The sequence below is a fragment of the Pseudomonas gregormendelii genome (assembly GCF_017114825.1).
Taxonomy (GTDB): domain Bacteria; phylum Pseudomonadota; class Gammaproteobacteria; order Pseudomonadales; family Pseudomonadaceae; genus Aquipseudomonas; species Aquipseudomonas gregormendelii.
Genome location: NZ_JADEVO010000023.1, coordinates 1 through 24446, shown reverse-complemented (window position 1 = coordinate 24446; position 24446 = coordinate 1). Strand labels below are relative to the sequence as shown.

Sequence of the window (24446 nt, the reverse complement as noted above, 5' to 3'; positions counted from 1 at the left end):
CGACTCAGTCTTCCTTCGGCACAACCCAAAAAATCTGCACGCCGCCATCGTCGCGGTAGGCGAGGGTGACGTTATCGTTTTCGTCGATTTCTTCGAGCAACTGCTCCCACTCGTCCACGGGTTCGTCGGGCAGGCGGAAGATCAGCGCGGCTTTGGCTTTCTGCGCGGTGGGGGAATTGATGATTTTCTGAACGCGCATGCCCATGCGTGCGTAGGAATCTGGAGCGGAGGAGGCGGTGGTCACGGAATTATCCTTATTAAGCTGTACGTGCATACAGTATTAAACTGTAGGAATTATCGCAACTGCTTAAAATTCAAGAAATTCCTCTGACAGCGGTTTTCGCTTTTTGGTGTAGGAAGGGGGCAGGTTTTTTATCAGGCCCCTGACCCCTTCAGGAGAAGTCAGGGCTGCCTGACCGGAATCGTTCGGGCGAGGAGGGATCAATACTCCCAGAACATCCGCTGCAGTTCTTTGCTGTCATTGGTCTTGGTCAGCGCAACCATGGCCAGGATGCGGGCTTTTTGCGGGTTCAGGTCGTGGGCCACCACCCAGTCGTTCTTGTCATCCGGTTGTTCGGCGTTACGCAATACGAAACCGCCGGCATTGACGTGGGAAGAACGGATGATTTGCACGCCGTCCTTGCGCAGCGCCTGCAGGGCTGGAACCACGCGCGAAGACACCGAGCCATTGCCGGTACCGGCGTGGATGATGGCTTTGGCGCCAGATTGCGCCAGGGCCTTGTACGCGGTGTCGCTGACATTGCCGTAGGAATAGGCGATTTCAACGGCAGGCAGGCTCTTGATGTCCTTGATGTCGAATTCCGAATCCATGGTGTGACGCTTGGCCGGCAGGCGGAACCAATAGGATTTGCCTTCGACTACCATGCCCAGCGGACCCCAGGCGCTCTTGAACGCTTCAGTCTTGATGTTGATCATTTTGCTGACGTCACGACCCGACTGGATCTCGTCGTTCATGGTCACCAGCACGCCTTTGCCTCGTGCGTCCTTGCTGCTGGCGACAGCCACAGCGTTGTACAGGTTGAGCATGCCATCAGCGGACATCGCGGTGCCCGGGCGCATGGAGCCGACGACGATAATCGGCTTGTCGGTTTTTTCCACCAGGTTGAGGAAGTAAGCGGTTTCTTCCAGGGTGTCGGTGCCATGGGTGATGACGATGCCGTCGACGTCGCTGCTGTCGGCCAGTTCCGCCACGCGGCGGCCGAGTTGCAGGAGGTTGTCGTTAGTGATGCTTTCGGAGGCGATTTGCATCACTTGTTCGCCACGCACATTCGCCAACTGGCTCAGTTCCGGAACGCCGGCGATCAATTGCTCGATGCCGACTTTCGCCGCCTGGTAGGTGGCACTGTTGGCTGCGCTGGCGCCTGCGCCGGCGATGGTGCCGCCGGTGGCGAGGATCACCACGTTGGCCAGTTTCTGTTCGGTCTGGGTCTGGGCTTCTTTAGCCTGGAGCGCGGTAGGCAGGAGGAGGAGCAGGGCCAAAGTGCCCGGAACGAAGGACTTAAGAGCAGATGTCATTATTTTTTTCTCTCTTGTGGTGAGACGGTGCTGATTGCAGGTCTTCCAAATGGCCCCGGCACACCTGAATGCCGAGGTGGGAGTGAGAGAGCAGGATCCATACCAGCTGTAATGTGTAACGAAACTATTTGTAAGCTAATGATATGTAACAAATATTTTTGTCATGAGCGCAGGCGTCCGTAACCAGTTCGTCCGGGCTTCCGAACAGTGACGGTTTTTTTGTTCGGTCTACCGAAAGTCCCTGCACATGCTGTTGAAATGCGCGTTCAGTGCTCAATTGCTGCTCGCCCCCCTAAAGAAACCGCAGTCCCGGTCGATGCGCCTGTAATGGATCGTTCAAGAGGGATTGGAAATGTCGTTGACCGTCGCTTTGTCGAATGCGCGTGTGATCAATATTGGCAACAAGCCTGCGGACGCCGCTGTTAAAACAACCGCCGAAGCCACCGCGCAGGCTGCGACCCCGGAAGAGGGCGATAAAAAACCCTTGAGCGTGGCGCCTGCCCAGCAAGACGCAAAAGCCGAGAGCAGTAGCAGCAGCCAAAGTGTTACGGTGCAGATGTTGCTCAAGCGCATGAAGCAACTGCAGCAACAGTTGCGCGAACAACAGCAGCAACTGGCAGCGACCCAGGCCACCAAATTTGCCAACGAAGAAGCCAAGGCGACCGCGGTCATGGCGGTTCAGCAGCGCATTGCCGACACCGCAGGGGCGATCGCCCAGGTGGCGGGCGCGCTGGCCAAGGCGCTGACTGAGGGTTCGACCAGTGGCAGTATGGTCAGCACCTCGGTCTGACTTATGTCTTTCATGCATCAGCATTGCCGGGCGTTGACAAATCTTTGCAGGGTTCGCATAGTTCGGTCTTCGCAAACGTTTGCGCAGTGTTCTGATAGCCTGTTCCTACAGAACGCTGTATAGCCTACGCCAGCGCAAGCGTTGCTCAGAATAATCATAAGATCGGAGTGAACCCATGAAGCTGCCATTCGCTGGACGCCTTCTCGCTGTCGCCATGCTGGCTGCCGCATCCGCCGCATTGCCCATCTCCTCGGCCTTCGCCGAAACCCCGGAAAAACCTAAAGTCGCGCTGGTCATGAAATCCCTGGCCAACGAATTCTTCCTCACCATGGAAGACGGCGCCAAGGCTTACCAGAAAGCACACTCCGCCGATTTCGACCTGATCTCCAACGGCATCAAGGACGAAACCGACACCGCCGGGCAAACCCGTATCGTCGAGCAAATGATCCTGGCCAAGGTCAATGCCCTGGTGATCGCGCCGTCGGATTCCAAGGCCATGGTGCCGGTGATCAAGAAAGCCATCGATGCCGGTATCACCGTGATCAATATCGATAACCAGCTGGACCCGGCCGTGGTCAAGAGCAAGAACATCAGCGTGCCCTTCGTCGGGCCGGACAACCGCAAAGGCGCACGCCTGGTCGGTGAGTACCTGGCCAAGCAGCTAAAGGCCGGTGACGAAGTCGGCATCATCGAAGGCGTGTCCACTACTACCAACGCCCAGGCCCGCACCGCAGGCTTCAAGGATGCAATGGAGGCAGCGCAAATCAAGGTGGTGTCACTGCAGTCCGGCGACTGGGAAATCGACAAGGGCAACAAGGTGGCCGCTTCGATTCTCAGCGAGTATCCGCAGGTCAAGGCGCTGCTGGCCGGTAACGACAGCATGGCCGTTGGCGCGGTGTCTGCGGTGCGTGCTGCGGGCAAGGCGGGCAAGGTCCAGGTGGTGGGTTACGACAACATCAACGCCATCCAGCCAATGCTCAAGGACGGTCGCGTCCTGGCCACCGCTGACCAGTTTGCCGCCAAGCAGGCGGTGTTCGGCATCGAGACTGCTTTGAAGATCATCAAAGGCGAGAAAGTCGACAGCGGCGCCAATGGCGTGATCGAAACCCCGGTCGAGCTGGTGACCAAGTAGTCCTTCTGGTGACGCAAGGTGCTCGCTCCTGGTGAGCGAGCGCATGGAGAGTTTTTATGTCAGTTTCCGCTGCGAACGCTGTCCTGTCGGTCAGCGGTATCGGCAAGACCTACGCCCAGCCTGTCCTCACCGGCATCGACCTGACGCTGATGCGCGGCGAAGTGCTGGCGCTGACCGGTGAAAACGGCGCGGGTAAAAGCACGCTGTCGAAAATCATCGGCGGGCTGGTGACGCCGACTACCGGGCAGATGCAGTTCCAGGGCCAGGATTACCGTCCCGGCAGCCGCACCCAGGCCGAAGAACTGGGCATCCGCATGGTGATGCAGGAACTCAATCTGCTGCCGACCCTGTCGGTGGCGGAAAACCTGTTCCTGCACAAGCTGCCGAGCACCGGTGGCTGGATCAGTCGCAAGCAATTACGCAAGGCCGCGATCGAGGCCATGGCGCAGGTCGGGCTCGACGCGATCGACCCGGACACCCTGGTCGGCGAGCTCGGCATCGGCCACCAGCAAATGGTCGAGATCGCGCGCAACCTGATCGGCGACTGCCACGTGCTGATCCTCGACGAACCGACGGCCATGCTCACGGCCCGGGAAGTCGAAATGCTCTTCGAGCAGATCACACGCCTGCAGGCACGCGGCGTGTCGATCATCTATATCTCGCACCGACTCGAAGAGCTGGCCCGTGTGGCCCAGCGCATCGCGGTGCTGCGCGACGGCAACCTGGTGTGCGTTGAGCCCATGGCCAACTACAACAGCGAGCAACTGGTCACGTTGATGGTCGGGCGCGAGCTGGGCGAACACATGGACATGGGCCCGCGCAAAGTCGGCGCACCGGCGTTGACGGTCCGCGGCCTGACCCGTTCCGACAAGGTTCGCGACGTGTCCTTTGAAGTGCGCGCTGGCGAAATCTACGGTATTTCCGGGCTGATCGGGGCAGGGCGCACCGAACTGCTGCGGCTGATCTTCGGTGCCGATATTGCCGACAGCGGCACGGTGGCCCTGGGTTCGCCGGCGCAGGTGGTGAGTATCCGTTCGCCGGCCGACGCAGTCGGTCATGGCATTGCCCTGATCACCGAGGACCGCAAGGGCGAAGGCCTGCTGCTGACCCAGTCGATCAGCGCGAACATCGCCCTGGGCAACATGCCGGTGATTTCCCGCGGCGGCTTCGTCAACAACGGCGACGAGATGTCCCTGGCCCAGCGCCAGATCGACGCGATGCGTATCCGCAGCTCCAGCCCCACGCAACTGGTGTCGCAATTGTCCGGGGGCAACCAGCAGAAGGTCGTGATCGGCCGCTGGCTCGAGCGCGATTGCTCAGTGATGCTGTTCGACGAGCCAACCCGGGGCATCGACGTCGGCGCAAAGTTCGACATCTATGCCTTGCTGGGAGAATTGACCCGTCAGGGCAAGGCGCTGGTGGTGGTCTCCAGCGACCTGCGCGAATTGATGCTGATCTGCGACCGCATCGGCGTGCTGTCCGCCGGGCGCCTGATCGACACGTTCGAACGCGATTCCTGGACCCAGGATGATTTGCTTGCTGCCGCCTTTGCCGGCTACCAAAAACGTGATGCGTTGCTCAATGAAGCAGCGCCTAGGGACCTTCAATGAAAACTGCAACGCCTGTTGGCAAGCGAAGTGGCAACTTCTATGGCCTCGGTACTTACCTGGGCCTGGCCGGTGCCCTGTTGGCAATGATCGCGCTGTTCTCGGTGCTCAGCAGCCACTTCCTGTCCTATGACACCTTCAGCACCCTGGCCAACCAGATCCCCGACCTGATGGTGCTGGCGGTCGGCATGACGTTCGTGTTGATCATCGGCGGCATCGACCTGTCGGTAGGTTCGGTGCTGGCGCTCGCCGCATCGGCAGTCAGCGTGGCGATCCTCGGCTGGGGCTGGAGCGTATTGCCGGCGGCCTTGCTCGGCATGGCCATTGCTGCACTGGCCGGGACCATTACCGGCTCGATCACGGTAGCCTGGCGCATTCCGTCGTTCATCGTGTCCCTGGGCGTGCTGGAGATGGCGCGGGGTGTGGCGTATCAGATGACCGGTTCGCGCACCGCCTACATTGGCGACGCCTTTGCCTGGCTGTCCAACCCGATCGCCTTCGGCATCTCGCCCTCGTTCATCATCGCCTTGCTGATCATTATCATCGCCCAGGCCGTGCTGACCCGCACCGTGTTCGGTCGTTACCTGATTGGCATCGGCACCAACGAAGAAGCCGTACGCCTGGCCGGGATCAATCCCAAGCCTTACAAGATCCTGGTGTTCAGCCTGATGGGGTTGCTGGCCGGGATTGCCGCGCTGTTCCAGATCTCGCGCCTGGAAGCGGCGGACCCGAATGCCGGTTCCGGCCTTGAGCTGCAGGTGATCGCGGCGGTGGTGATCGGCGGTACCAGCCTGATGGGCGGCCGGGGTTCGGTGATCAGTACCTTCTTTGGCGTGTTGATCATTTCCGTACTGGCTGCCGGCCTGGCGCAGATTGGCGCCACCGAGCCAACCAAACGCATCATCACCGGTGCGGTCATCGTGATCGCGGTGGTGCTCGATACTTATCGCAGTCAGCGCGCAAGCCGGCGGACCTGAGTCATGGCAACCATCAAGGATGTCGCTGCACTGGCGGGCATCTCCTACACCACGGTTTCCCACGTGGTGAACAAGAGCCGCCCGGTCAGCGAAGAAGTACGGATCAAGGTCGAGGCCGCCATCAAGACCCTCGACTATGTGCCGAGCGCGGTGGCGCGGTCGCTCAAGGCCAAGACCACGGCAACCATCGGCTTGCTGGTGCCCAACAGCCTCAACCCGTACTTCGCCGAGCTGGCGCGGGGGATCGAGGATTACTGCGAGCGCAATGGTTACTGCGTGATCCTGTGCAACTCCGACGATAACCCGGACAAGCAGCGCAGCTACCTGCGGGTGCTTCTGGAAAAACGCATCGACGGCCTGATCGTGGCTTCGGCCGGCGGTGATGCCGGGCTGGCGCAAGGTCTTGCCGCCGTGCGCACGCCGATGGTGATCGTCGACCGTGGCCTGGAAGGCGTGAACGCCGACATGGTGCGCATCGATCACGAGTACGGCGCCTACCTGGCCACCCGGCACCTGCTGGAACTCGGGCATCGGGACATCGCCACGATTGGCGGCCCGGCGAGTACCAGCGTGGCGCAGATGCGCCTGGCCGGTTTCTGTAGGGCCTTGAGCGAGGCCGGCATTGAAGTGCCGGGCGAGCGCATGCTGGAAAGCGATTTTACCAGCACCGGCGGTTACGCTGCGGCGGCGCTGTTGCTGGAAAACAATCCGCCCAGCGCCATTTTCGCCGGCAACGACATGATTGGCATCGGCGTACTGCGCGCCGCTGCCGAGCGCAACATTCGCGTACCGAGCGAGCTGTCGGTGATCGGCTTTGACGACATCCAGATGAGTCGTTACGTGTACCCGGCACTGACCACTGTCGGCCAGTCGATCCTGCAGCTTGGCGAAATGGCTGCAGAAGTGCTGCTGCGCCGGATCGCCAGCCCGGCCATGGCTACCGATCAGCGGATCGTGACCCCCAGTATTGTCCTGCGAGAATCGACAGCGCCATTGGCGGGAGTCTTTGTCGAGTAGCGCTAACCAACCGCATCACTGAAACACAATTGACGAGTAGTGACGAATGCCAGCAAAAGTAGCGGTAATAGGCAGCCTGAACATGGACCTGGTCACCCGGGCGCCACGGCTGCCCCGTGGCGGCGAAACCCTGATCGGCCAATCGTTCGCCACGGTTTCCGGTGGCAAGGGCGCCAATCAGGCCGTCGCCGCCGCCCGGCTGGGCGCCCAGGTGTCCATGGTCGGTTGTGTCGGCAACGACGCTTACGGCAGGGAGCTGCGCGGCGCACTGGTGGCCGAGCAGATCGACTGCCAGGCGGTCAGCACCGTCGAAGGCTCCAGCGGTGTGGCCTTGATCGTGGTTGACGACAACAGCCAGAACGCCATCGTGATTGTCGCCGGGGCCAACGGTGCGCTGACCCCGGCAGTCATCGGCTGCTTCGATGCGGTATTGCAGGCGGCCGATGTGATCATCTGCCAGCTGGAAATACCCGATGCGTCGGTCGGTCATGCGCTCAAGCGTGCCCGTGAGCTGGGCAAGACCGTGATCCTCAATCCGGCGCCGGCCAGTCGTCCGCTGCCGGCAGACTGGTACGCCAACATCGATTACCTGATCCCCAATGAAAGCGAGGCCACGGCCCTGAGCGGTGTGCCCGTGGATTCCCTGGACTCCGCCAAGGTAGCTGCCGCCCGGTTGATCGCCCTGGGCGCCGGCAAAGTCATCATTACCCTGGGAGCCCAAGGTTCACTGTTCGCCAGTGGCAGCCGCCTGGAGCATTTCCCGGCACCGGTCGTGAAGGCGATTGATACCACGGCAGCCGGCGACACCTTCGTCGGCGGCTTCGCGGCGGCCCTGGCCAATGGTCAGGACGAAGCCGCAGCGATCCGTTTTGGCCAGGTGGCTGCGGCGCTGTCGGTGACCCGTGCCGGCGCGCAACCTTCGATTCCCACCTTGTCCGACGTGCAGGCGTTCAAACCATCATGAAAAAGACTCCTTTGCTCAACGTCGCCTTGTCGCGGTTGATCGCCTCCCTGGGGCATGGCGACATGGTGGTGATCGGCGATGCCGGCCTGCCGGTGCCCGCCGGCGTCGAGCTGATCGACCTGGCCCTGACCCATGGCGTGCCGGATTTCATCAGCACCCTCAAGGTGGTGCTCAGCGAGATGCAGGTTGAAAGCCATGTGCTGGCACAGGAGATTCTCGATAAACAACCGACGGCGCTGGCCACCCTGGACGAGCTTGATGCCGCCGGCGAACTGGGCCGGCGCGAGCTGCTCAGCCACGACCAGTTCAAGGTGCTCAGCCGGCAGGCGCGGGCGGTGGTTCGTACGGGCGAGTGCCAGCCGTACTGCAACATCGTGCTGATCGCCGGAGTGACCTTCTAGACATTCGACATCACTGTTTCCTCACGCACAAGGAGTGCGCCATGCACCGCTATGCTCAGAAACTGCACCAACTGATCCGGAGTTTGCTGCTTTTGTCCTTGATTACTGCAACAGGCGCCCAGGCGGCGGAAAAGATCGACCTGATCATCGACACCGACCCTGGTGCCGACGACGTGGTTGCCTTGCTGTTTGCCCTGGCTTCCCCTGAAGAATTGAACATTCGTGCGCTGACCACCGTGGCCGGCAACGTGCGCCTGGACAAGACTTCGCGCAATGCCCGCCTGGCACGCGAGTGGGCAGGGCGCGAGGAGGTGCCGGTGTACGCCGGTGCAGCCCGGCCGATGATGCGCACGCCGATCTACGCCGAGAACATCCATGGCAAGGAAGGCCTGTCGGGTGTCACCGTGCACGAACCGAAAGCAGGCCTGGCCGAGGGCAACGCGGTCAACTACCTGATCGACACCTTGAAAGCCGCCAAGCCCCACAGCATCACGATCGCCATGCTCGGCCCACAGACCAACCTGGCGCTGGCATTGATCCAGGAGCCCGAGATCGTCCAGGGCATCAAGGAAGTAGTGATCATGGGCGGCGCGCACTTCAACGGTGGCAACATCACCCCGGTGGCCGAGTTCAACCTGTTCGCCGATCCCCAGGCGGCAGAAGTGGTGCTCAAGAGCGGCGTGAAGCTGACTTATTTGCCACTGGATGTGACCCACAAGATCCTCACCAGCGAATCGCGCCTGAAGCAGATCGCTGCCCTGAACAACAATGCCAGCAAGCTGGTGGGCGATATTCTGAATGAATACGTCAAGGGTGACATGGAACACTACGGCATGACCGGTGGCCCGGTGCATGACGCCACCGTCATCGCCTACCTGCTCAAGCCCGAGTTGTTCAGCGGTCGTGCGGTCAATGTGGTGGTCGACAGCCGCGAAGGCCCGACCTTCGGCCAGACCATCGTCGACTGGTACGACGGCCTGAAGGCGCCGAAAAACGCGTTCTGGGTTGAAAACGGCGACGCCCAGGGTTTCTTTGACCTGCTGACCCAGCGTCTGGCGCGTTTGAAGTAAGCAGCGGTCGCTTCCCGCAGGTGCCAGCCTGCGGGAGTTACTTGGCCGCCGTGTACGCGGCGCCCATGTAGTTCACCGGGTACTTCTCAAATACCTGGGTGATGAACGACTGGGCCGCTTCGGTTCCCAGTTCCTTGACCAGAAGATCTATGCCGATGATTGCCAATTCTTCAGGGCTGCCGGGGCTGTAGGAGCTGTGGCCCTGCGGCCACTTGGCTTTGATGTCGGCATCGATACTTACGGTGGTCATGAATAGCGCTCGTGAATGGGTAGAAGTCTGTTTGCGAAGTTAACCATTTTGCGCGACGTTTGGCACTCCGACTTAGGCATGAGGGGAGGGCTATGCGACACTTGGTCTTTGAACAATGTCCAAGGACCACCCCGTGCAGATTGATTTGAACACGCCCGACGGCTTGACCCTGGATGCCGTTCGCCATTTGCTGGCCTCAGCCAGTGACGATGAGCACACCCAGTTGCGGGTGACTAAAGCCGGCATTGCCTATATATCCTCAGGTGTCGTCGGCGGTACCGACATCGGCGACCTGCTGTTTCGCCTGGAGACCTGGGCCAAGGGTTCCGGTTATGTCGGGCGCGTCGCCGCCAGCGATGAGGTGTGGGTGATGCAGATCTACAACGCGCTGAAAGAGAACTGGCCGAACCCGCCGTTCGACTACATCGACGTCTACTGAGGCTTGTTCATATTCAGTCACGATTGAACAATGATCAGCCTGCTGGTGCTCAGGCAAACTTGGCAATTATCCTGTCTGGGGGCAGGGTGCTATCAGCCACGGTGAAACCAATCACCAGAATGGCGGTCGCACGATCTCAGCTTAACTATTGAAAAGAGGAGGCTTCATGCCTTGGAAGCTCGCGTCATTGGGTACTTTGTTGGCCGCCACGTTGCTGGCTGGCTGCAGCAGTACGTCCTCCGAGTCGGCAACAGACCCCGTAGCGTCGACCGATACGGGTCACAGCCGCTGTGAAGCGAAGGCTGCCGAATTCGCCATCGGCAAGAAGGCTTCATCTGAATTGCTGGAGCAGGCCCGCACTCGCGCAGGCGCGCAGAATGCCCGGTTCCTGATGCCCGATGACATGGTCACCCTGGAATATCGCTCCGACCGCCTGAACCTCAATACCGATGCGGCTCGAGTGGTCACCCGCGTCAACTGCGGCTGACAGCGTCCGGCTTTTGTTGCACGCATAAAAAACCCCGTCACATGGACGGGGTTTTTTTAGTGCGCCAGAAACTTACTCTGGGCGAACCTGTGCAGCTTGCATACCCTTTTGGCCTTTCTCAGCCACGAAGGAAACGGTCTGGCCTTCTTTCAGGCTTTTGAAACCGTCGCTTTCGATAGCTTTGAAGTGTACGAACAGGTCGTCACCGCCACCTTGAGGAGTGATGAAGCCGAAGCCTTTTTCATCGTTGAACCACTTAACGGTGCCGGTTTGGCGATTAGACATGGTGTATCTCCAAGAAACATATATTTTTTCAGTACTGTGCTGCTCAGGCCAACTGGGCACACCGGGGTATCATAGTCGAAATGTTCGCTTTGGGAGCCCCCCGCAGGTGCTGTTTGCCTTGCAGTCACGCTTGCTTTGCTGCTCATATTGGCTGAAAGCCCCGATTTAAAAGGCTTTCAGCCGAAAGTAAAGACGATAAAAAAAGCGTAAAAACCTGAAAAATTTGTAGTAAAAGGCGGTTTTCAGGGGCTTTTAGGCGCTCGTCCAGGCTGAAAACGAGCTCCGATGGGCTTATTTTTTCGCCTTCGGATCGGCTTTGCAGGAGGCGATCTGGGTCAGCGCTTTCTGTTTCAGCGCGTCACTGGCCTTGTTGTCCATCAATGCCTGGATGTCGCTGGCCGGGTACGACTTGATCGCATCGGCGCCACAGGCGCAGTGGGACTTGGCAGCAGCTGCGCCGATCTGCGGCGTGGCCGCCTGGGTGCACTGAGCCATGTATTTCTCGCGCTCGCCCTTCGGCCAGTCCGCGTGGGCGGCCAGTGGCAGCAGCAGGACGACGGGGGCGACGATGGCGAATAAACGATTCAGACGCATGCTGGGATGCTCCTTGTGGGTCAATGTCTTGTTATCTGAGGGGTAAAACCCGGTTCAAGTTCAGCACTCTGGCATAAAAAGCCCTGATTTGCCCTAGCGGCGCGCTGCATGGCGTCGACGACCGTTCATCTGTGCTAGCATGCCTCGCTCGGGCGTTTAGCAGGCTCCGGATGACCTTCAGTCCCGGTGGCGGCACAGGCCCGAATAACCCTGATTTGAATCCCAGTCACTCTGGTTCGGTTTCCGGTTGGCCGCAAGGCTCCTGCCGCTGTAAGGCAGGCGTTCGTCATTGAATGGCCTGGACCGGATCTTGTACTGGCTCATCCCAACCCACGTGACCTTTGGTAGGGGTCACCACTAGGAGAGGAGGCGCCATGCCAACTATTACTCTTCCCGACGGCAGTCAACGTTCATTCGATCACCCGGTTTCCGTAGCCGAGGTCGCCGCATCCATTGGTGCTGGCCTGGCCAAAGCCACCGTGGCCGGCAAGGTCAATGGCCAGCTGGTCGACGCCAGCGACATCATCAGCAGCGATTCCACGCTGCAAATCATCACGCCAAAGGATGAAGAGGGGCTGGAGATCATTCGCCACTCTTGCGCCCACCTGGTTGGCCACGCGGTCAAGCAGCTGTATCCGACCGCCAGGATGGTCATCGGTCCGGTCATCGACGAAGGCTTCTATTACGACATCGCCTTCGAGCGTCCTTTCACCCCGGACGACCTGGCCGCGATCGAACAGCGCATGCAGCAGCTGATCGAGAAAGATTACGACGTGATCAAGAAAGTCACTCCGCGCGCCGAAGTGATCGAAGTGTTCAAGGCCCGTGGCGAAGACTACAAGTTGCGCCTGGTCGAGGACATGCCGAACGAACAGGCCATGGGTCTGTACTATCACGAAGAATACGTCGACATGTGCCGCGGCCCGCACGTGCCGAACACCCGCTTCCTCAAATCCTTCAAGCTGACCAAGTTGTCCGGCGCCTACTGGCGCGGCGATGCCAAGAACGAGCAATTGCAGCGCGTCTACGGCACCGCCTGGGCTGACAAGAAGCAGCTGGCGGCTTACATCCAGCGCATCGAAGAAGCTGAAAAGCGCGATCACCGCAAGATCGGCAAGCGCCTGGGCCTGTTCCACACCCAGGAAGAGTCGCCGGGCATGGTGTTCTGGCACCCGAACGGCTGGACCCTGTACCAGGTGCTCGAGCAGTACATGCGCAAGGTTCAGCGCGACAACGGCTACCTGGAGATCAAGACTCCGCAAGTCGTTGACCGCAGCCTGTGGGAGAAATCCGGGCACTGGGCCAACTACGCCGACAACATGTTCACCACCCAGTCGGAAAACCGAGACTACGCCATCAAGCCGATGAACTGCCCGTGCCACGTGCAGGTGTTCAACCAGGGCCTGAAAAGCTACCGCGAGTTGCCGATGCGCCTGGCCGAGTTCGGTGCCTGCCACCGTAACGAGCCATCGGGTGCGTTGCACGGCATCATGCGCGTGCGTGCCTTCACCCAGGACGACGCCCACATCTTCTGCACCGAAGAGCAGATGCAGGCCGAATCCGCCGCATTCATCAAGCTGACCATGGACGTCTACGCCGATTTCGGCTTTAAAGACGTCGAGATGAAGTTGTCCACTCGTCCGGAAAAACGCGTAGGTTCCGACGAACTGTGGGATCGCGCCGAGGCTGCCCTGGCTGCAGCCCTTGATAGCGCGGGCCTGCCGTACGATCTGCAACCGGGCGAAGGCGCTTTCTACGGTCCGAAGATCGAGTTCTCGTTGAAAGATTGCCTTGGCCGCGTCTGGCAGTGTGGTACCCTGCAGCTCGATTTTAACCTGCCTGTCCGTCTGGGAGCCGAATACGTCTCCGAAGACAACAGTCGCAAGCACCCGGTCATGTTGCACCGGGCGATCCTCGGCTCCTTCGAACGTTTCGTCGGAATCCTGATCGAGCACTACGAGGGCGCGTTCCCTGCGTGGCTGGCTCCGACCCAGGCAGTGATCATGAATATCACTGACAAGCAGGCTGATTTCGCCGCTGAAGTTGAAAAAACTCTCAACGAAAGCGGATTTCGTGCCAAGTCTGACTTGAGAAATGAAAAGATCGGCTTTAAAATCCGCGAGCATACTTTGCTCAAGGTTCCCTATCTCTTGGTTATCGGAGATCGGGAAGTCGAGATGCAGACTGTCGCTGTGCGTACTCGTGAAGGTGCTGACCTGGGCTCGATGCCCGTCGCCCAGTTCGCTGAGTTTCTCGCGCAAGCGGTTTCCCGGCGTGGTCGCCCAGATTCGGAGTAATTACTATTAAGCGTGAAATGAGACAAGATAAACGAGCTGCACCGAAAGCCCCGATCAACGAGAATATCTCGGCACGCGAGGTTCGGTTAATTGGGGCTGAAGGCGAGCAGCTTGGGATTGTGTCAATTGAAGACGCGCTTCTTAAGGCTGAAGAAGCCAAGCTCGATTTGGTGGAAATTTCCGCCGATGCTGTACCTCCTGTCTGCAAGCTGATGGACTACGGCAAATCGATCTTCGAAAAGAAGAAGCAGGTTGCCGCAGCCAAGAAGAACCAGAAGCAGATCCAGGTTAAAGAAATCAAGTTTCGTCCAGGGACGGAGGAAGGGGATTACCAGGTAAAACTGCGCAACCTGGTACGTTTCCTGAGTGATGGGGACAGGGCCAAGGTATCCTTGCGATTCCGCGGCCGTGAGATGGCCCACCAGGAGCTGGGGATGGAACTCCTCAAGCGAGTTGAAGGTGACTTGCTCGAGTACGGTTCGGTCGAACAGCATCCTAAGATGGAAGGACGCCAACTGATCATGGTCATCGCCCCGAAAAAGAAGAAGTAATCATTTGGGCACGGCAGGCCTACTGATTATGTTTATCAACTGAATGCGGAGTATCCGAACATGCCAAAAATGAAAACTAAAAGTGGTGCTGCTAAGCGGTTTCTGAAAACTGCTAACGGTATCAAGCACAAGCACGCTTTCAAGAGCCACATCCTGACTAAAATGTCGACCAAGCGTAAGCGTCAACTGCGCGGTAGCAGCTTGCTGGCACCGTGTGACGTGGCAAAAGTCGAGCGCATGCTGCGCCTTCGTTAATTTAGTCAAGAATAGAGGAAGTAACTCATGGCTCGTGTAAAGCGTGGCGTCATTGCCCGTAAACGTCACAAAAAAATTCTGAAACTTGCTAAAGGCTACTACGGCGCTCGTTCGCGCGTATTCCGTGTTGCCAAGCAAGCGGTAATCAAGGCAGGCCAATACGCCTACCGTGACCGTCGTCAGAAAAAACGTCAGTTCCGCGCTCTGTGGATCGCTCGTATCAACGCTGGTGCACGTATCAACGGTCTGTCCTACAGCCGTTTCATCGCCGGCCTGAAAAAAGCGTCCATCGAGATCGACCGTAAGGTTCTGGCTGATCTGGCAGTGAACGAAAAAGCGGCGTTTGCTGCGATTGTCGAGAAAGCTAAAGCCACCTTGGCTTAAGTACCCCCGACAGTCACCCTGCCTCACCTTTGTGGGGCCAGGTGTTAAACGTCATAAATAGGGGAAGAGCCTTCAAGCTCTTCCCCTATTTTGTATCTGGAGTCTGTACATGGAAAACCTGGATGCGCTCGTCTCTCAAGCACTAGAGGCTGTGCAAAGCGCTGAAGATATCAATGCCCTGGAGCAAATCCGGGTTCACTACCTTGGCAAGAAGGGCGAATTGACTCAGGTGATGAAGACCCTGGGAAATCTGCCGGCAGAAGAGCGTCCGCAAGTCGGCGCCCTGATCAACGTTGCCAAGGAGCGTGTCACAGAGGTTCTCAATGCCCGCAAGGCACTGTTTGAAGAGGCCGACCTGGCCGCCAAACTGTCTGCCGAGTCCATTGACGTGACCCTGCCTGGCCGCGGCCAGACTTCGGGTGGTCTGCATCCGGTTACGCGTACTCTGGAACGAATCGAACAGTTCTTCACCCACATCGGCTACGGCATCGCCGAAGGCCCTGAGGTCGAAGACGACTACCACAACTTCGAAGCGCTCAACATCCCAGGCCACCACCCGGCCCGGTCGATGCATGACACCTTCTATTTTAATGCCAACATGTTGCTGCGCACCCATACCTCGCCGGTACAGGTCCGCACCATGGAATCGAAACAGCCGCCGATCCGCATCGTCTGCCCAGGCCGTGTGTACCGTAGCGACTCGGATATCACCCACTCGCCGATGTTCCACCAGGTCGAAGGCCTGCTGGTCGATCGCGACATCAATTTCGCCGACCTCAAGGGCACCATCGAAGAATTCCTGCGGGTGTTCTTCGAGAAGGAACTGGCGGTGCGCTTTCGTCCTTCGTACTTCCCGTTCACCGAGCCATCAGCTGAAGTCGACATGGAATGCGTGATGTGCAGCGGTAAAGGCTGCCGTGTCTGCAAACAGACTGGCTGGCTGGAAGTCATGGGCTGCGGAATGGTTCACCCGAACGTGCTGCGCATGTCCGGGATCGACCCGGAAGAGTTTTCGGGCTTTGCCTTTGGCATGGGCGTCGAGCGTCTGGCCATGCTGCGTTACGGCGTGAACGACTTGCGTCTGTTCTTCGACAACGACTTGCGGTTCCTCGCGCAATTTCGCTAGTCGTAACGAATTCTTAGGAGAGCAGGATGAAATTCAGTGAACAATGGCTGCGCGGCTGGGTAAGCCCGCAGGTAAGTCGCGACGAGCTGGTTGCTCGTCTGTCGATGGCCGGTCTTGAGGTCGACAGCGTCACGCTGGCCGCCGGTGAATTCAGTGGCGTGGTCGTGGGCGAGGTGCTGAGCACCGAGCAGCACCCGGACGCCGACAAGCTGCGTGTGTGCCAGGTCAGCAATGGCGCCGAAACCTTCCAGATCGTGTGCGGTGCGCCTAACGTGCGCCCGGGCCTGAAGATCCCGTTCGCCATGATCGGTGCCGAGCTGCCAGGCGACTTCAAGATCAAGAAAGCCAAGCTGCGTGGCGTTGAGTCCAACGGCATGCTGTGCTCGCAAGCCGAACTGCAGGTTGGCGAAGGCAACGATGGCCTGATGGAATTGCCGGTCGATGCACCGGTTGGCCAGGACATCCGTGAATACCTGGGCCTGGACGACGCCAGCATCGAGGTCGACCTGACCCCGAACCGCGGCGACTGCCTGTCCGTGGCCGGCCTGGCCCGTGAAGTCGGCGCGCTGTACGCCGCCCAGGTCACCCGTCCGGTCGTGGCCACTGTGCCCGCCGTGCACGACGAAGTGCGCTCGGTGGAAGTCCTGGCGCCGGCCGCTTGCCCGCGCTACCTGGGCCGCGTGATCCGTAACGTCGACCTGTCCAAGCCAACGCCACTGTGGATGGTCGAGCGCCTGCGTCGTTCCGACGTCCGTAGCATCGACGCTGCCGTCGACATCACCAACTACGTGATGCTGGAACTGGGTCAACCGCTGCACGCATTCGATCTCGCCGAAATCAATGGCGGCATCCGCGTGCGCATGGCCGAAGAAGGCGAAAAACTGGTACTGCTCGACGGTCAGGAAGTCAGCCTGCGTAGCGATACCCTGGTCATCGCCGACCACACCCGCGCCCTGGCGATTGCCGGCGTCATGGGTGGCGAGCACAGCGGCGTCAACACCGCGACCACTCGCGACGTATTCCTCGAAAGCGCGTTCTTCGACCAGATCGCCGTCGCTGGCAAGGCCCGTTCCTACGGCCTGCACACCGACGCCTCGCACCGCTACGAGCGTGGCGTGGACTGGCAGCTGGCCCGTGAAGCCATGGAGCGCGCCACCGGCCTGCTGCTGGAAATCACCGGCGGTGAAGCCGGCCCGATCATCGAAACCGTCAGCGAACAGCACCTGCCGTCGATCGCACCGGTCACCCTGCGTGCCCAGCGCATCAGCCAGATGCTCGGCATGGAAATGGAACCGGCCGAAGTCGAGCGCCTGCTCAACGGCCTGGGCCTTAAAATTTCCGCCGACGGGGCAGGGCAGTGGCGCGTAGAAGTGCCAAGCCATCGCTTCGACATCAGCCTGGAAGTCGACCTGATCGAAGAACTGGCTCGCCTGTACGGCTACAACCGCCTGCCGGTCCGCTACCCGCAAGCCCGCCTGGCGCCACAAGCCAAGGCCGAAGCCCGCAGTGACCTGCCAGAACTGCGTCGCCTGCTGGTTGCCCGTGGTTACCAGGAAGCGATCACCTACAGTTTCATCGATCCGAAACAGTTCGAGTTGTTTAATCCAGGTGTTGAACCACTGCTCTTGGCCAACCCGATCTCCAACGACATGGCTGCCATGCGTTCGTCGCTGTGGCCAGGCCTGGTCAAGGCGCTTCAGCACAACCTGAACCGCCAGCAGGATCGCGTGCGCCTGTTCGAAAGCGGCCTGCGGTTCGTCGGTCAACTCGACGGCCTCAAGCAAGAGCCGATGATCGCCGGTGTAGTGTGCGGCAGCCGCCTGCCGGAAGGCTGGGCGCAAGGTCGCGACGTCGTCGACTTCTTCGACGTCAAGGCCGACGTGGAAGCCGTATTGGGCTTCGCCGGCGCACTGGATTCGTTCACGTTCGTGCCGGGCAAACACCCAGCGCTGCACCCGGGTCAAACCGCGCGCATCGAACGCGAAGGTCGCCTGGTCGGCTTCGTCGGCGCCATCCACCCGGAATTATCGAAAACCCTCGGTCTCGACCGTCCGGTGTTCGTATTCGAGCTGGTTCTGGCGGAAGTGGCACTGGGTAAAATGCCTAAATTCCAGGAGTTATCGCGCTTTCCTGAAGTGCGACGTGACCTGGCCCTGATCGCGGAAAAAGACGTCGCAGCCAGCGCCGTTCTCGACGTAATCCGTGAAAATGCAGGCGAATGGCTGACAGACCTCAGGCTATTTGACGTGTATCAGGGTAAAGGCATTGATCCTGATAGAAAAAGCCTTGCAGTCGGCTTGACCTGGCAGCATCCATCGCGCACTCTTAATGACGATGAGGTGAATACCACGACGCAAAATATCCTCACCTCGCTCGAACAAAGGTTGAACGCCACGTTAAGGAAGTGACGTATGGGGGCTCTGACGAAAGCTGAGATGGCGGAACGTCTGTATGAGGAGTTGGGCCTGAATAAACGGGAGGCCAAGGAATTGGTCGAGCTGTTTTTTGAAGAAATCAGGCACGCTCTGGAAGACAACGAACAAGTCAAATTGTCCGGTTTCGGCAATTTCGACCTTCGGGACAAACGCCAGCGGCCTGGCCGCAATCCGAAAACGGGAGAAGAAATCCCGATCACGGCTCGCCGTGTGGTCACCTTTCGTCCAGGGCAGAAGTTGAAGGCCCGAGTTGAGGCTTATGCTGGAACCAAGTCATAACGACGAGCTACCCGTCATCCCAGGCAAACGCTACTTCACCATTGGTGAAGTCAGCGAGCTGTGTGCGGTAAAACCGCACGTGCTGCGCTATTGGGAGCAGGAGTTTCCTCAACTCAACCCCGTCAAACGCCGCGGAAACCGCCGGTATTATCAGCGACAAGACGTGCTGATGATCCGGCAGATCCGCGCGCTTCTTTACGATCAGGGCTTCACCATCGGCGGCGCACGCTTGCGTTTGTCCGGCGACGAAGCCAAAGATGACACCACCCAGTACAAACAGATGATCCGGCAGATGATTGCCGAGTTGGAAGATGTGCTGGTTGTACTCAAGAAATGATTTTTTGCTTTTAAATACTTCCAGTTTTCAAAAGCTTGCGATATATTCTTGAGCGTCCTTCGAGGTGAAGGATGAGTTTCACGCCTAGTCGGGGCGTAGCGCAGTCCGGTAGCGCACTAGCATGGGGTGCTAGGGGTCGAGTGTTCGAATCACTCCGTCCCGACCATATTTACTGAGTAAAATCAGACACTTAAGCCGATCAGATGGATCGGCTTTTTTGTGTGTGAAGGAAGGCCTGAATTTAGGGCACACATAGGGCACATGAAAACTACCGCGAATCGTTGTGCATTTTGGCTGCATCGAGTCTGTGTGAGTTCGTGCTAGGCATCTCGCGTTGATCAATCACCGGCTTTTTCAGCGTTTGCTGCGCCGCGAAAACCAGCGGATGCCAGTGGCGGATGTGGTCAGGGACGACGATGTGATTGGACGGGTCGCGCTCGAAGGCCAGCACCACAGCTAGCCGCTCATCCATGGGCTGTGGCGCCGGCGGTACAGGCGGTGCGGAGGTGCGAAACAGGTGCATCGGGTGCCCAATGTACCTACGCGATGGCTTGACGAGACGTTCGTTGCAAGTGAGCGAAGTAAGTCCCAAACATCCATGCAGGCCACGTTGGCGCAATGCTTAGGGAATCTCCGAACAAGTTTGCAGATGTGCTGAAATATGCCTTCACCACCTGCCCCGGGCCCCCCATGAGCCAGATGAGCTTTTCCGACTTTGGGTACGCCGGCAAGCGCAAGCAAACACGTCGTGAACGATTCCTCGCTGAGATGGATCAGGTGCAGCCGTGAGATTGCCGACGATTTTGCAGCAGGGCGCATTTTTCATCCATGAGCTTGCTGCTGATCCCGCGCTAAAAGCCAAATGAAATGCTACGGCATGCCAATTGATTGAAGCGAGTTTTACTTCCTGTTCAGGCTGATCCTGTGAGTAGATTTTCTTGTGGTCATGGATTGGCCCCTCCCGGCGGGTCGACTGCGACCACGTTCGCATAGCCTAGATTCTGACGGAGCAGGGTGCGACACGCTAATCTGCCCGCATCACAAGCTCGCACGACAAACTCCAGCGTCGCTTTCAGCCAGGTGGCCCGCCCACGCTAAAGCGCGGACGAACCGGGCGGCCCACCTCATACCCTCAAAGGAACACGCCATGGCCCGTACATTGCTGGATGTCCAGCTCGCCCGACTGCTGTACCCGCTGTCATCGAACTGGCCAGCGCCCAGCAGACCCTGACCTACGGCCAGCTGATCGAGCGCGCCCAAGCCCGTTACCCGGATGATCAGCGGGTGGCCAACCTAATTCCAGTGCGGATGGGGCGCATTCTCTGGGTGATCTATGACTTCGTGGCAGAGCGCGACCTGCCGCGTTTGACCCTGATCATCGTCAGCGCCGGCGATCAGTACCCGGGCAGTGCCATGTGGCAGCACGATTGCGCTGCCGAACAACAACGCTGTTTTGCCTTTGACTGGTCCACGGCCGATCAGGCCTTTGACCGGTACGGCCAGCATAGTGAAAAAGCGGTCACGCCCGTTCAGCGTGTGCCCCGTGAGCAAGCGAAACAACTGATGGCCGGCCACTACCACGACCCGCTGAATGTTTACCCGAGCGGCATTCGCGCTCTGCGCGAAGCCATTATCGAAAACATCATGAACGGCCTGTCGGTGGCGGAGGCGTTTCAAATCGAAGCGCAGCTACTGACGCCGTCGACGCAGGCTTAACCACCCTTGTTCACCGTTTAATTAGCCAATCCAACGCTTGCTCACCCCCCCCTCAATAGGAAACACGCGATGAACCCTCTCCAATGGAATGTCGACACCCTCGCTTCGCTGGATCGTATTTTTTTGCGCAAGGTGATGAAAAACCTGCGATCCGTTGAAGGCGCGATCGTGCAGTTCGGTGAAATGGGGCAGGGCATCCAGCCCAACTACCAGGTGTGTTTCCCCAATGGCAACGTGAATCCCTATCGCGGCGCCAATCACAAGCCCCTCATGCCCCGTGGCACCTTTAGTCAGGAACACATTCCCCAGCCTTTTTCGTCAGTGGACCTTCAGCGTGCATTCGACGCCGCGGTTGCCGCACGATAGAGGCAGGGCCGGCGTCAAACCGTCGCGCAACGGAGGCACCAGGATAATCGAAACCCGGTATGTGGTTGAGCTTGAAGCGCGTCGCAGATGTGCCGCCGGGGCAGTAGCACTGCTTGCGTTAAAGAGAAGCGTACAAGCTTGCGAGAGCCGTTGGGTACGCTGCTGTAGGAGCGGTAGTTGGTCGTCGGTGGTCGTGCAGAGTTTCTCTTTGTGAGAGTCGATCATCGTCAAGATTAATTTCCGAAACCTCTATTTGCGCATACAGGTCGGGGTTTGTTTTTTGACTGAGCGTAAACGCGCAGATTTGAGCTTTCTTGAGTGTAAGGGTTGCAGGTCTGTGCTGCCGCTCCCTTGGTCACCTCGCCGCTCATCATTGACTTTAGTACTCTGTCTATCCAAATTTTTTCGCCCTCTCCGCCAGAGCCGGCTCTGCCGGAATTTAGCCAGTGGGGTGATTCTATGAGATCACCTATTGGTGATGGGGTTTAGGACCTTCAATTTGGATTTGTTTAAATACTATATTGGTTCCTTTACTGATAAGTTGCTTGTGCTAATGGGTTCTGTCACAGCTGTCATCTGGATCCGTTCCGGCACCTGAAGTACGGTTTTTTTTGTAAACAATAAAAAGGTTTTTTTGTTTTTTTTGTCCCGTCCCTAATTAATAACGGGGGGAGAGTTTTAGAGAGGGGGGACCTTAGACAATCTGCTCTTTAGGGGAGATGTGTCGTATGTCCATTGACAGTATTTTATAAGCCAACATCAGACGACATTCATGCCAAGAGGATCGTGGCGAATATCCAGTCTGTCCCGCCCCTAAACAGCACAGACCTGATTCGATTTGAGATACGTGTACTCGACCGCTTTGCCTACGCGTTGGCTAGTCAGCAGACCTTTCTCGACGCCTTCTTTGAGCAGCCTTTCAACAGTCTTGATCGACTGACTCCCTTTCAATGCGTCTATCAGAACGGTCTTTGTCAGCGTGTTCTCAGCTCCGAAAGCATCTGATAATTTTGATTCAATAGAGACCTTTTGTGGTGGCAACACCGCCGAGAAAGACAAGTCGTCATTACCTACCAAATGCATACGTTCTGGCAGATTGACATCGCGACCGGAAAGACTCAGCCGATAATCGTTTTTTGCTTCGTTTGGACGTACGATTGAGAGAACACCATTTACTTCGCCGTGGATTGCGGACGCGCCACGCATGGCACCAGCACCCATGGCGCCACCCTGAAATTGAGGTTTTTTGTCGTGGTGGACCACTATGTGTGCAACCCCTGCGCACAATTTTCGAAACGCGAGCATTACCTGGGCCATTTCGCCGTTGTCATTTTCTTTGGCAATGTGGCACCTGGTGAGTACGTCCCATACGATCAGATCCGGCTTGATTGTATTGATATAGGGGGTGACCTTGGCTAGATCATCTGAGTTAAGTACGTTTATGTTCATGAAGTCTTTACATATGAAAAGATTGGCGTTGTTGGACATTTTTTCACGATCGTTACCATGAAGCCGTAGGGCCCGGCTACCGCAACTACGTTCTGACATTTCCATGTCCATATAGAGCACTTTTTGATGGCCGTTTGCTTTGAATCCAATGCACTCTGAATTCAAACTTGCTGCTACAGCGAGTTGAAGGGCGAGTCTTGATTTTCCTGTCTTTGGGGCGCCGGATATTATCCACTGCTCTCCACGCTCAATGAGGCCTTGAATGATCCATTCGGGTTTTTTGTCAGCGTCGTTGAGCACTTTACGCATGTTGCAACGTGCAAAAATTTCTTCAGCCGTCATCATGGTCATGGAATGTCCTGATAGGAGTGTCGTATGGATATGCCAAGCGGCAATTTTTTTAAAGTGGTTTAAATGTGGCTGGTTAGGTAAGTGTGTTGCAGGAATATGCCAACCTGATCTTAAATTATAGACAAGCGACTGCCCTTGAAAGAGCCAAGTTATAAATACCCTAGGCGGGCTGAAAAAGCCGAAAAGAGCCTGATTCTCGCATTCACGTAAACACGAAAATTTGGTCGATTAAGGACTGAAGATGACTAAAAGTCTTTGGGTAAATTGAGTTTTGAAGTGTGGTTTTGCTGGGTGCTGGAAAGGCTTTTTTGTACTGGCATATGACTCACCTCATTCGCTTGAGGTTTCCCATAATAAGCCGCTCTCATATTGCCGTCAATGAAATTATTTTTTTGTCAAGCGTTGTTTTGGTATTGTTTTTTCTAAAACTCCCGGCGGGCTTGGTCGTATTTGACCACTTAGGAAGGCAAAAAATTTTAGTTTCCAGGTGTCATTGAGATTTGGATGGTTTGAAGGGCAGGTTTTCGTTAAAAAAGGGGGGGCTGAACCTGATTTCGCAGCTGTGTAATGGTTGTGCGTTTCGCGAAGACGGGGTCTGGAATCGGCCCCTGATTACACAGCGGTGTAATGGTTGTGCGTATCGCGATGACGGGGTCTTGAATCGGCCCCTGGTTACACAGCTGTGTAACCGTTGTTCGTTTTGCGATGACGGGGTCTTGGATTAGCGCCTGATTACACAACTGTGTAATCGTTGTTCGTTTTGCGATGACGGGGTCTTGGATTAGCGCCTGATTACACAGCTGTGTAATCGTTGTTCGTTTTGCGATGACGGGGTCTTGGATTAGCGCCTGATTACACAGCTGTGCAATGGTTGTGCGTTTCGCGATGACGGGGTCTTGGATCAGCGCCTGATTACACAGCTGTGTAATCGTTGTTCGTTTTGCGATGATGGGATGTTGAATCAGACCGTGATTACACAGCTGTGTAAGCGAGAAGGCACCTATTACGAATCCGATTCGCTGCTCCTGCGTGATACTTCCTCAATAAATGGCATCTTGCCGCCAAGGTCGGCCAGCCGATTGCCAGTCTGCACTCTCATAAAAACTTTTGGGGTTTCGTAGAAAGTGCCTGCTTCCTGCATACCAGGGGCGACCATCTCAAGTGCGGTTTTGTAGATGTCGTCATCAATGCTGACAGTTACTCAAATCTATTGGTCTCAGTGGGCTAGTGTGCTGTCTCACAAATAACACTCCTCATGCCTGTGAGGCCATTGCCTCACGGGCTCGCTGTATCTTGTTCAAAATATCTTCCCCCTTGGCGTTCCAGACGTAGCGAGTCGGCTGCGCATTTC

27 protein-coding genes and 1 tRNA gene are annotated in these 24446 nt (G+C 57.6%); 21 read left to right on the top strand and 7 right to left on the bottom strand.

The genetic code is table 11. The annotated features are described in order from the left end of the window. Positions 1-4 precede the first annotated feature (4 nt). On the bottom strand, positions 5-274 hold the full coding sequence (locus IMW75_RS16590; RefSeq protein WP_045057921.1) for a DUF1654 domain-containing protein: 270 nt from the start codon (positions 272-274) through the stop codon (positions 5-7). Between the two features lie 167 nt (positions 275-441). Further along, positions 442-1536 (bottom strand): asparaginase, encoded by a 1095-nt coding sequence (locus IMW75_RS16585; protein ID WP_045057920.1) that lies wholly within the window; start codon positions 1534-1536, stop codon positions 442-444. Between the two features lie 352 nt (positions 1537-1888). Between IMW75_RS16585 and IMW75_RS16580 the strand changes: the two genes are divergently transcribed. The 8 genes from IMW75_RS16580 to IMW75_RS16545 all read left to right on the top strand — a co-directional run bounded on the left by IMW75_RS16580 (position 1889) and on the right by IMW75_RS16545 (position 9494). Then, positions 1889-2326, top strand: a complete 438-nt coding sequence (locus IMW75_RS16580; RefSeq protein WP_045057919.1) for a hypothetical protein — start codon at positions 1889-1891, stop codon at positions 2324-2326. A gap of 175 nt (positions 2327-2501) precedes the next feature. Further along, positions 2502-3458 (top strand): sugar ABC transporter substrate-binding protein, encoded by a 957-nt coding sequence (locus IMW75_RS16575; RefSeq protein ID WP_205893189.1) that lies wholly within the window; start codon positions 2502-2504, stop codon positions 3456-3458. Positions 3459-3514: 56 nt separating this feature from the next. Further along, positions 3515-5068, top strand: coding sequence for a sugar ABC transporter ATP-binding protein (locus IMW75_RS16570; protein ID WP_205893188.1), 1554 nt, complete (start codon positions 3515-3517; stop codon positions 5066-5068). Further along, entirely contained in the window at positions 5065-6042 is a 978-nt protein-coding gene (locus tag IMW75_RS16565) for an ABC transporter permease (RefSeq protein ID WP_205893187.1), read from the top strand. Before IMW75_RS16570 ends, IMW75_RS16565 begins: the two co-directional genes overlap by 4 nt. 3 nt (positions 6043-6045) lie before the next feature. Then, positions 6046-7059 carry a LacI family DNA-binding transcriptional regulator gene (locus IMW75_RS16560; protein ID WP_045057915.1) on the top strand — a complete coding sequence of 338 codons (1014 nt, stop codon included), beginning with the start codon at positions 6046-6048 and terminating at the stop codon, positions 7057-7059. Between the two features lie 46 nt (positions 7060-7105). Next, complete coding sequence (rbsK, locus tag IMW75_RS16555; RefSeq protein ID WP_205893186.1) at positions 7106-8023, top strand: ribokinase; 918 nt, start codon at positions 7106-7108, stop codon at positions 8021-8023. After that, a complete protein-coding gene (gene rbsD, locus IMW75_RS16550) occupies positions 8020-8424 on the top strand; it encodes a D-ribose pyranase (protein WP_045057913.1) in 405 nt (134 codons plus the stop codon). Before rbsK ends, rbsD begins: the two co-directional genes overlap by 4 nt. 41 nt (positions 8425-8465) lie before the next feature. After that, a complete protein-coding gene (locus IMW75_RS16545) occupies positions 8466-9494 on the top strand; it encodes a nucleoside hydrolase (RefSeq protein ID WP_045057912.1) in 1029 nt (342 codons plus the stop codon). A gap of 37 nt (positions 9495-9531) precedes the next feature. Here IMW75_RS16545 and IMW75_RS16540 read toward each other — a convergent pair whose 3' ends face one another. Further along, positions 9532-9744 (bottom strand): hypothetical protein, encoded by a 213-nt coding sequence (locus tag IMW75_RS16540; protein WP_045057911.1) that lies wholly within the window; start codon positions 9742-9744, stop codon positions 9532-9534. 133 nt (positions 9745-9877) lie between these two features. On the opposite strand from IMW75_RS16540, the gene IMW75_RS16535 reads away from it, so the two are divergent. Together IMW75_RS16535 and IMW75_RS16530 are read left to right on the top strand one after the other, a co-directional pair. Beyond that, positions 9878-10183, top strand: coding sequence for a hypothetical protein (locus IMW75_RS16535; protein ID WP_045057961.1), 306 nt, complete (start codon positions 9878-9880; stop codon positions 10181-10183). A 166-nt stretch (positions 10184-10349) separates the two neighbouring features. Further along, positions 10350-10670, top strand: coding sequence for an I78 family peptidase inhibitor (locus IMW75_RS16530; RefSeq protein WP_122838302.1), 321 nt, complete (start codon positions 10350-10352; stop codon positions 10668-10670). A gap of 72 nt (positions 10671-10742) precedes the next feature. On the opposite strand, the gene IMW75_RS16525 is transcribed toward IMW75_RS16530, so the two are convergent. Continuing rightward, positions 10743-10955: a cold-shock protein gene (locus tag IMW75_RS16525; protein ID WP_003179963.1), complete on the bottom strand. Its 213-nt coding sequence runs from the start codon at positions 10953-10955 to the stop codon at positions 10743-10745. A 291-nt stretch (positions 10956-11246) separates the two neighbouring features. Continuing rightward, on the bottom strand, positions 11247-11549 hold the full coding sequence (locus IMW75_RS16520; RefSeq protein WP_122838303.1) for a hypothetical protein: 303 nt from the start codon (positions 11547-11549) through the stop codon (positions 11247-11249). Positions 11550-11923: 374 nt separating this feature from the next. Between IMW75_RS16520 and thrS the strand changes: the two genes are divergently transcribed. From thrS to IMW75_RS16475, 9 genes are all read left to right on the top strand, one after another. Then, positions 11924-13846, top strand: a complete 1923-nt coding sequence (gene thrS / locus IMW75_RS16515) for a threonine--tRNA ligase (RefSeq protein ID WP_045057908.1) — start codon at positions 11924-11926, stop codon at positions 13844-13846. Beyond that, the gene (gene infC / locus IMW75_RS16510; RefSeq protein ID WP_176469887.1) at positions 13846-14397 is read left to right on the top strand and encodes a translation initiation factor IF-3; all 552 of its coding nucleotides are present in this window, start codon (positions 13846-13848) and stop codon (positions 14395-14397) included. Before thrS ends, infC begins: the two co-directional genes overlap by 1 nt. A gap of 60 nt (positions 14398-14457) precedes the next feature. After that, positions 14458-14652 carry a 50S ribosomal protein L35 gene (gene rpmI, locus IMW75_RS16505; protein WP_008145659.1) on the top strand — a complete coding sequence of 65 codons (195 nt, stop codon included), beginning with the start codon at positions 14458-14460 and terminating at the stop codon, positions 14650-14652. Positions 14653-14679: 27 nt separating this feature from the next. After that, the gene (rplT, locus tag IMW75_RS16500; RefSeq protein ID WP_007905879.1) at positions 14680-15036 is read left to right on the top strand and encodes a 50S ribosomal protein L20; all 357 of its coding nucleotides are present in this window, start codon (positions 14680-14682) and stop codon (positions 15034-15036) included. A gap of 109 nt (positions 15037-15145) precedes the next feature. Next, positions 15146-16162: a phenylalanine--tRNA ligase subunit alpha gene (gene pheS / locus IMW75_RS16495; protein WP_007905876.1), complete on the top strand. Its 1017-nt coding sequence runs from the start codon at positions 15146-15148 to the stop codon at positions 16160-16162. 26 nt (positions 16163-16188) lie between these two features. Continuing rightward, positions 16189-18570 carry a phenylalanine--tRNA ligase subunit beta gene (pheT, locus tag IMW75_RS16490; RefSeq protein WP_205893185.1) on the top strand — a complete coding sequence of 794 codons (2382 nt, stop codon included), beginning with the start codon at positions 16189-16191 and terminating at the stop codon, positions 18568-18570. A gap of 3 nt (positions 18571-18573) precedes the next feature. Continuing rightward, entirely contained in the window at positions 18574-18876 is a 303-nt protein-coding gene (gene ihfA, locus IMW75_RS16485) for an integration host factor subunit alpha (RefSeq protein WP_002553164.1), read from the top strand. Next, positions 18857-19213, top strand: a complete 357-nt coding sequence (locus IMW75_RS16480; protein WP_003179985.1) for a MerR family transcriptional regulator — start codon at positions 18857-18859, stop codon at positions 19211-19213. The genes ihfA and IMW75_RS16480 overlap by 20 nt, the downstream gene beginning before the upstream one ends. Positions 19214-19302: 89 nt before the next feature. Next, positions 19303-19379: transfer RNA gene (locus IMW75_RS16475), tRNA-Pro, on the top strand. A gap of 102 nt (positions 19380-19481) precedes the next feature. Here the strand turns inward: IMW75_RS16475 and IMW75_RS16470 are convergent. Continuing rightward, on the bottom strand, positions 19482-19685 hold the full coding sequence (locus IMW75_RS16470; protein ID WP_205893184.1) for a hypothetical protein: 204 nt from the start codon (positions 19683-19685) through the stop codon (positions 19482-19484). 812 nt (positions 19686-20497) lie between these two features. On the opposite strand from IMW75_RS16470, the gene IMW75_RS16465 reads away from it, so the two are divergent. Further along, positions 20498-20929 carry a hypothetical protein gene (locus tag IMW75_RS16465; RefSeq protein WP_205893183.1) on the top strand — a complete coding sequence of 144 codons (432 nt, stop codon included), beginning with the start codon at positions 20498-20500 and terminating at the stop codon, positions 20927-20929. Positions 20930-20998: 69 nt separating this feature from the next. Continuing rightward, entirely contained in the window at positions 20999-21295 is a 297-nt protein-coding gene (locus IMW75_RS16460; RefSeq protein WP_205893182.1) for a hypothetical protein, read from the top strand. Between the two features lie 813 nt (positions 21296-22108). Here the strand turns inward: IMW75_RS16460 and IMW75_RS16455 are convergent. Further along, entirely contained in the window at positions 22109-23095 is a 987-nt protein-coding gene (locus IMW75_RS16455; protein ID WP_205893181.1) for an AAA family ATPase, read from the bottom strand. Between the last annotated feature and the right edge of the window lie 1351 nt (positions 23096-24446).